We start from the raw sequence: 6,000 nt of genomic DNA, 5'->3' as shown, positions 1-6,000 counted from the left end.
GAAAGGCTTTACATCAGCCAGTTTCGGACATGATGGGTCGATTGACTCAGCTCATGTCCGTTTTTCTTGGCGTCCCGCTACCGGATACAGAACTTCCCACTGTCCAGTAGACCATAGATGCGGAACATCTCCTCCGACCACAGCAGGGTGCGGTGGGGCAGACGCAGTTCCCAATTTCCGGTGTGGGCAATGCGCTGGGCTTCCTTCAGGCGAGCCTCGGCCCGCTGGCGTTCCTCAAGATCGTGGCGGGCCTGTTCTAGGGTTTGGGCTTGCTGAATGGCAATGGCCAACTGGTCGGCCACGGTACTCACCAATTCAACCTCCGAGGCTTGCCACACCGCTGGTTCGCCAGGGTCGCCAAGGATCTCAGCGGTGGCTGAAGCCGAGGCCACTGGGGCAGGGCGATGGATACCCAAACAGCCCCAGGGCTGGGCATCGCTGACGGCCAGGGGGACCAACAACCAGCAACCTGGGAGGGCTTGCACCAGGGGCGGAGAGGTATCGGCGGCGGTAAGGGCGACGATGTTGAGGCGTTGGAGCCGTTGGGTAATGGCGGTTTCTCCCGCTGTACCGACCTGGTTGAGCAGGCTCACCTGATCCGGCTGGGCGCGATACTCGGCCACCACCTGCCACACCTGGGAATGGTTTTGATAGCGCTGAATATGGACGTGATCCACCTGCAATAGATGGGCCACCTCGCAGGCGGCGGTTGTAAAAATGGTGTCTAGATCGAGGGACTGCCGAATCGCTTGGATGACACGGTTGAGAGCCTGTTCTCGGCGGATTTGGTGCTCAATTTGTTGGTAGGCCAGACACCGCTCGGTGATGTCCTGGGACACCCCTAGGCTAAACAGCGGTTCACCCTGGTCGTTGTGCACTAGGCACACGGTTAGCGTTACCCAAATAGCGTGGCCATCGCGATGCATATAGCGCTTTTCGATGGTCATGGAGGCCAGCGTACCCGCCAAAAGCTGTTGGTACTGGGTGAGATCCATCCCTAGGTCGTCGGGGTGGGTAATATCTTGGAAGGTTTTTTGGGTCAGTTCCTCGCGGCCATAGCCCAGCATTTTGCACATGCCGGGGTTCACTTCCACCAAGTTCCCAGCCAGATCCGCCTGACAAATGGCCACACTAGCCTGTTCAAAAATCGCCCGAAAGCGAGCCTCGGCGGCACGGGTCACGGCCTGGGTTTGCTGGCGTTCGGTAATGTCTTTGCCAATAGACAACAGGCAGGTTTGGCCCTGAAATTCCGTCAGTTCCGAAGACACCAGCAGCGTTTTCACCTGGCCATCGGGGGTGTGGGTATCAATTTCGGCGTTTTTAATCCATCCGGTTTGCAGCAGTTGGCGTCGCAGGTGGGCAAACTGCCGTCGATTGTGTCGCAGCCCTACATCTTGGGGACGTTGCCCAATTAACTCTGCCTCGCTATGGCCTAGCCACTGGGTGTAACCCTGGTTGACCAGCAGGTAGCGCCCCTCCGGGAAGGTGGTAATGGTGATCGGGTCGGGGATGTGCTGGAAGAGGCTGGCAAAGGCGGTTTCTGTTTCTTTGAGGCGCTTTTGGGTGTAGCTTTGCTCAAAGCTGAGGGAGAGGCTGATGGCCGCCGTGCGCAACAGTTTGACGGTTGTGGCCTCCCATGGCCCTAGGTGGGGGCAGCGGGTGAACAGCAAAAACCCAAAGTAGCGACTACGGTAGCGCAGGGGCACAATCAGCACCGATTCCGCCTCTAGGGTGGCCAAAAAATCCTGTTCTGCCGCCGGAAAATCCGCTCGCATACCCTGAATAATGCGGCCTTTTGCGAGACTGTGGTGCCACCGTTGCAGGGTGGAGTGGGGAATATTTTGAAATCGCGTTTCCCCCAGCAGGGCGGGTAGTCCGGGCTGCTCCCAGGCCGTCCGCAGGCTCACCCAGCCCTCGGCACTGTCGCGATGGTGAATTTTAAACAACGCGCCCCGACTGGCCCCGCTGGTGGTGGCCATCAGCTTCAGACAGCGCTGATACACGCGCAAACGGTTGTGCCGATGCAGGCTCAGCAACTGGTAGTGAATGTGGGTGATCATCGCCAGCCCCAGATCCTCCGCTGGTGGCCATGCCGTCAGCCGCTGGCCCACTCCCTCCGGCTGAATCCAGGGAGTCTCGGCTAAGCGCTGGCGACAGAGAAAGCCACAGGGCTGCCCCTGGTCATCCAAGACGGGCAAACCGGGGAGCGTCGTGCAAGACAGCAACCCCAGGGCCACCGCCAGGGAATCGCCTCGGTGTAGGGTGGGGATCGACCACACCATGGCCTCGCGGATGGGGGTCGTCGCCGTATCGATGCCCGTAGCCACAGCGGCCAGCACCGCCTGATCGCTGTAGAGACCCACCCCAGGGGCGTCGCCTCCATCCACCACCAGCACACAGTGGACGCCATGGTGGGCCATCAGTTGAGCGGCAACCCTGATGGGCGTTTGGAGACTCACCAAGGGCGGACAAGGGCTGATCAGCGGGTCTATGGATAGGATTTCCAAATCGTCCTGGGGGGCAGGGGGAGGACTAGATGACGCCAACATGGGCTGCGGATGTCGGGATGACATCATGGTACAACGGTTAAACCTTGCCCTAAGCGTACCCATCCCCTAGGGCCATGCGACAGGGTGAGGATAAAGACCTAGCCTACGTTCACCGGAGGGTTCGCCTTCTCCGCCCTTCCCACCGGGGCTAGGCTGGTGGCCAGTTCTTGCCGGAGGCGGGCCAAGGCTGGGGAGGTATCGGCCTCTTGCAGAATGGCGGTAAGGGTGGCGCTGATGCCCTCTGGCCCCCAGGTGCAGCCGCGTTCTAGGTAGGTTTTCGCCGCCTTGCCCACGGCATAGCTGCCATAGCCCGCTGCGCTGGCCTGGGCGGTAATGGCTCCGGCTAGGGCGGTGATTCCGGTGGCGCTGTCGCCCCAGCTCAGCAGGGCCGCTGTGGTTTTGCCTGCCCCCAGCAAGCCGCTGCCCAGTTCGCTCAGCAGCAGGGCACCGGAGCTTTTCAAAATCGCCTTCCACAGCCGCCCCGCCTCGTGGTTGGTGAGGGGAAAGCCGTAGAGCCGCGCCAGGGTGCGAATCATCACCAAATCGCTGATCGCCCCGCCCACCAAATCCAGGCCCACCACGGGGTTGAGGGCCACCGCCACCGCCTTGTACTTCGCAAACCGCCAGATAATAGCATCGGCCTGGTCGCTGTGGATTTGCGCCACCTGGTTCACCAAATCCGCCTCTAGGGTACGCGCCCGGTGCAGGGTATTCAGGGCCACCAGGGTTTCCCCATCCCGCTGAATGAGCCGAAGGAGGGCATCCCGCAGGGGATTAATCTGGGGGGGGGGCGCTTCCCAGGTTTCCTGCACCCGACCATCGGGCCATTCCGTGCGCACGGGCACCGAGGCCGGACTGGCCGCCACCATCACCACCTCATCCACCGCCAAGGGCGGCAGATCACCCACCTCAGCGGCCAGGGTGCGGCGCAGGGCATCGAGGCCGTCGTAAATATCCTGACGATCCAGATCGGGATACAAGTCCATTTTGTTGAACACCAGCAGCAGGGGCTTTTGCTGTCGATACAACGTCACCAAAGCCTGATATTCCTGGGTGGTCACCTCCCCCGCCACCACAAACAGAATCAAATCCGCCTGCTGGGCCACGGTCTGGGCCATCTCCGTCCGTCCGTCGCCCCCCACCTCATCCAGTCCGGGGGTATCCACCAGTTCCACCTGCCAAGGCAAATGGTCTGGGGTATGGACGCCCTCCGGTTGCCAATACACCGACCGAGGCCAGCGAGTGACGCCATGGAGCGGCCCCGTTTCGAGTACCGCCTTCCCCACCAGGGCATTAATCACCGCCGACTTGCCCCGACTGACCAGGCCGAACACCGCCACCGTCAGCCGTCGCTCGGCCAACTGCCGTTGGAGGGTTTGCAGTTGATCCAGCCCGGTTTTCATGGCCACCCCAGGGCCAAGCTCAGGGGCCGCAGGGAGGACAGCGGCATAGCGGGCTATCGCTTGACCCAGGAGTTCGCGGGTTCGGTGGAGTAGGGGGGAGGTCACGGTAGGGGGAGTCGGGAGTCGGGAGTCGGGAGTCGGGAGTCGGGAGGGATGGTGCTATGGGCGCGGACGGGGTTAGGGGCGAGGGGGTGGGGAGTCTGGGACGGTGAGAGGGGCTGACGGTTCTGCAACGGTGATCGGGTCGGGCCTCGTTAGGGTGAGGGGAGCTTGGACGGAGGCGGTGATCAGGGCTGGGCTGGGGGCGGGTTTGAGGATGCTGATGCCCTGTTTTACCAGGTTTTGCAGCAGGGTGATCTGGCGATTTTGCTGCATGACGGTGGACAACCGTTGGGCGATGGCCTCCCAGGAGAGGGCTTGGGTAGGGGTGCCCGCTAGGGCCGCTTGCTCAAAATAGTCGATCACACTCAGGCCCGCCATGCGAGTGAGGTAGGCCGCGCTCAACCCCTGCACGGTGCCCCCGGCCAGGTAGGTGGCGAAGTGGCTTTTCAGCACCGTCGTCAGCACTTGGGTAGACAGTTCCACCAAGCCCAGCTTGACCGTCAGTTCCGCCAAGGTGGTCGCGGCGGTCTTGGCCTCTTCTAGGGACAGATTAAAGCCGTAGATCTGGCCCAAATCCATCATCAACTGGCCGTTGATGGCGAGGGTGGCCAGCACATCCAGCGTTGGCACAGGGTTGGTAAAGGCGGCGGCGGCGGCGACCCACTGAAGCTGATCGATCAATGGCATGGCCCGCTGGCGACGCACCTGGTTGAGGTCTTGCTGAAGGCGCTGGCGGAGGGCTTCCCCTTGGCGCAGGGTGGTGGCGGCGACCAGGGTTGGGGCTTGGGGCAGCACTGCGGCGAGGGCGGTGTCTAGATCCGTCAGTTGGGGCGGCACCGCTTCCTGGAATTCCTCCACTTGCCCATCCCTCTGGTGACGACGCACGGTGATGGGCCGAGGATCTGCGGCCACCGCCACCACCGCCACTGGGCCGGGGAGGCTGTCCCCCTGGCGCTGAAGCTGGGTGAGCACGGTATGGCGATCCGTGGGGGTGTAGTGGTCGGTTTTGTTGAAGACCAAAATCACCCCCTGTCCGGCGATGACGTGCTGCCGAAGCTGGGCTAGGGCCGAGGCCGTCAGGTCGCCATCGGTGACCCACAGCACCAGGTCAGCATCGACGGAATCTGCACAGGCAGGCAGCGTCTCGGTCCAGGTTACCCGATGATGTCCAACGTTGGTCTCGGTCTGCTGTGCCGATGGAGTCGATGCCGTCTTCAGGGTGCCCAGGTGTTGCAGAAGGACGCTTTTGCCGCTGCGCCGTTCCCCCACCACCAGCCCTTGCAGTTGGGTGCGGTCTAGGGCCATGGCCAATGCCTGACATTGCGCTTCATAGTCTGCGATGGTGGTCTGGGGGACAGCGCCTAGGGTGGGCGAGGAGACCTCGCCCCTACGGTGGGTGGGGGGTGGGGAGGACTCGTTCAACCTTGAGGGTAGAGGCGTCAGGGTGGTGGACTCAACGTTGAGAGCTTCAAGGGTTGGGGGCTCAACCGTTGGGAGATCAACCGTGGGAGTCTTGAGGTTGGAGGGCTCCACGGTTAGGGTTTCAAGCTTGAGGGTTTCAATGAGGCGACGCAAATCCGTAAGCTGGGCCTCCACCCTGGCCCGATCCACCACCGGAGCGGCCACGGGGCGAGGATCCGTGGTGGCCCTGGGTCGCCGTTGTCGCCACCACCAGAGGCCCGAACCCAACGCTAGGGCACTGAACCAGGTCGAGCCGTCAAACCCGCTGAGATGGGTGGCCTCCAGCAGCCCGAGGGAGGCGGATAATCCTAGCCCACCCACCAGGAGGGGACGCTTCCAAAGAAACTGCTTGTCTGCCATGGTGCTGCCTACCTCACCCTGCGGAGCCCAAGAAGGCCCACATGTTCATTACCGTCCCCCATTGTGACAGACCACCCACCCCACCTCCAGTAGGGACTTCCGTCGGAACGTTTATCGGCCCCGCC

Annotated in this window: 3 protein-coding genes; all 3 read right to left on the bottom strand. The window is 62.4% G+C overall.

Annotated elements, in window-relative coordinates; all coding sequences use genetic code 11:
- Positions 1-77: 77 nt before the first annotated feature.
- The 3 genes from H6G62_RS18605 to H6G62_RS18595 all read right to left on the bottom strand — a co-directional run bounded on the left by H6G62_RS18605 (position 78) and on the right by H6G62_RS18595 (position 5,875).
- Complete coding sequence (locus H6G62_RS18605; RefSeq protein ID WP_190497882.1) at positions 78-2,549, bottom strand: PAS domain S-box protein; 2,472 nt, start codon at positions 2,547-2,549, stop codon at positions 78-80.
- 98 nt (positions 2,550-2,647) lie between these two features.
- Positions 2,648-4,057, bottom strand: a complete 1,410-nt coding sequence (locus H6G62_RS18600; protein ID WP_190497880.1) for a DUF697 domain-containing protein — start codon at positions 4,055-4,057, stop codon at positions 2,648-2,650.
- A 72-nt stretch (positions 4,058-4,129) separates the two neighbouring features.
- Entirely contained in the window at positions 4,130-5,875 is a 1,746-nt protein-coding gene (locus tag H6G62_RS18595; RefSeq protein ID WP_190497878.1) for a DUF697 domain-containing protein, read from the bottom strand.
- Between the last annotated feature and the right edge of the window lie 125 nt (positions 5,876-6,000).

The organism is Phormidium sp. FACHB-1136 (assembly GCF_014697375.1).
Taxonomy (GTDB): domain Bacteria; phylum Cyanobacteriota; class Cyanobacteriia; order Phormidesmidales; family Phormidesmidaceae; genus Nodosilinea.
The sequence above is the reverse complement of the archived record's forward strand: the minus strand, read 5'-3'. Positions and strand labels throughout refer to the sequence as shown.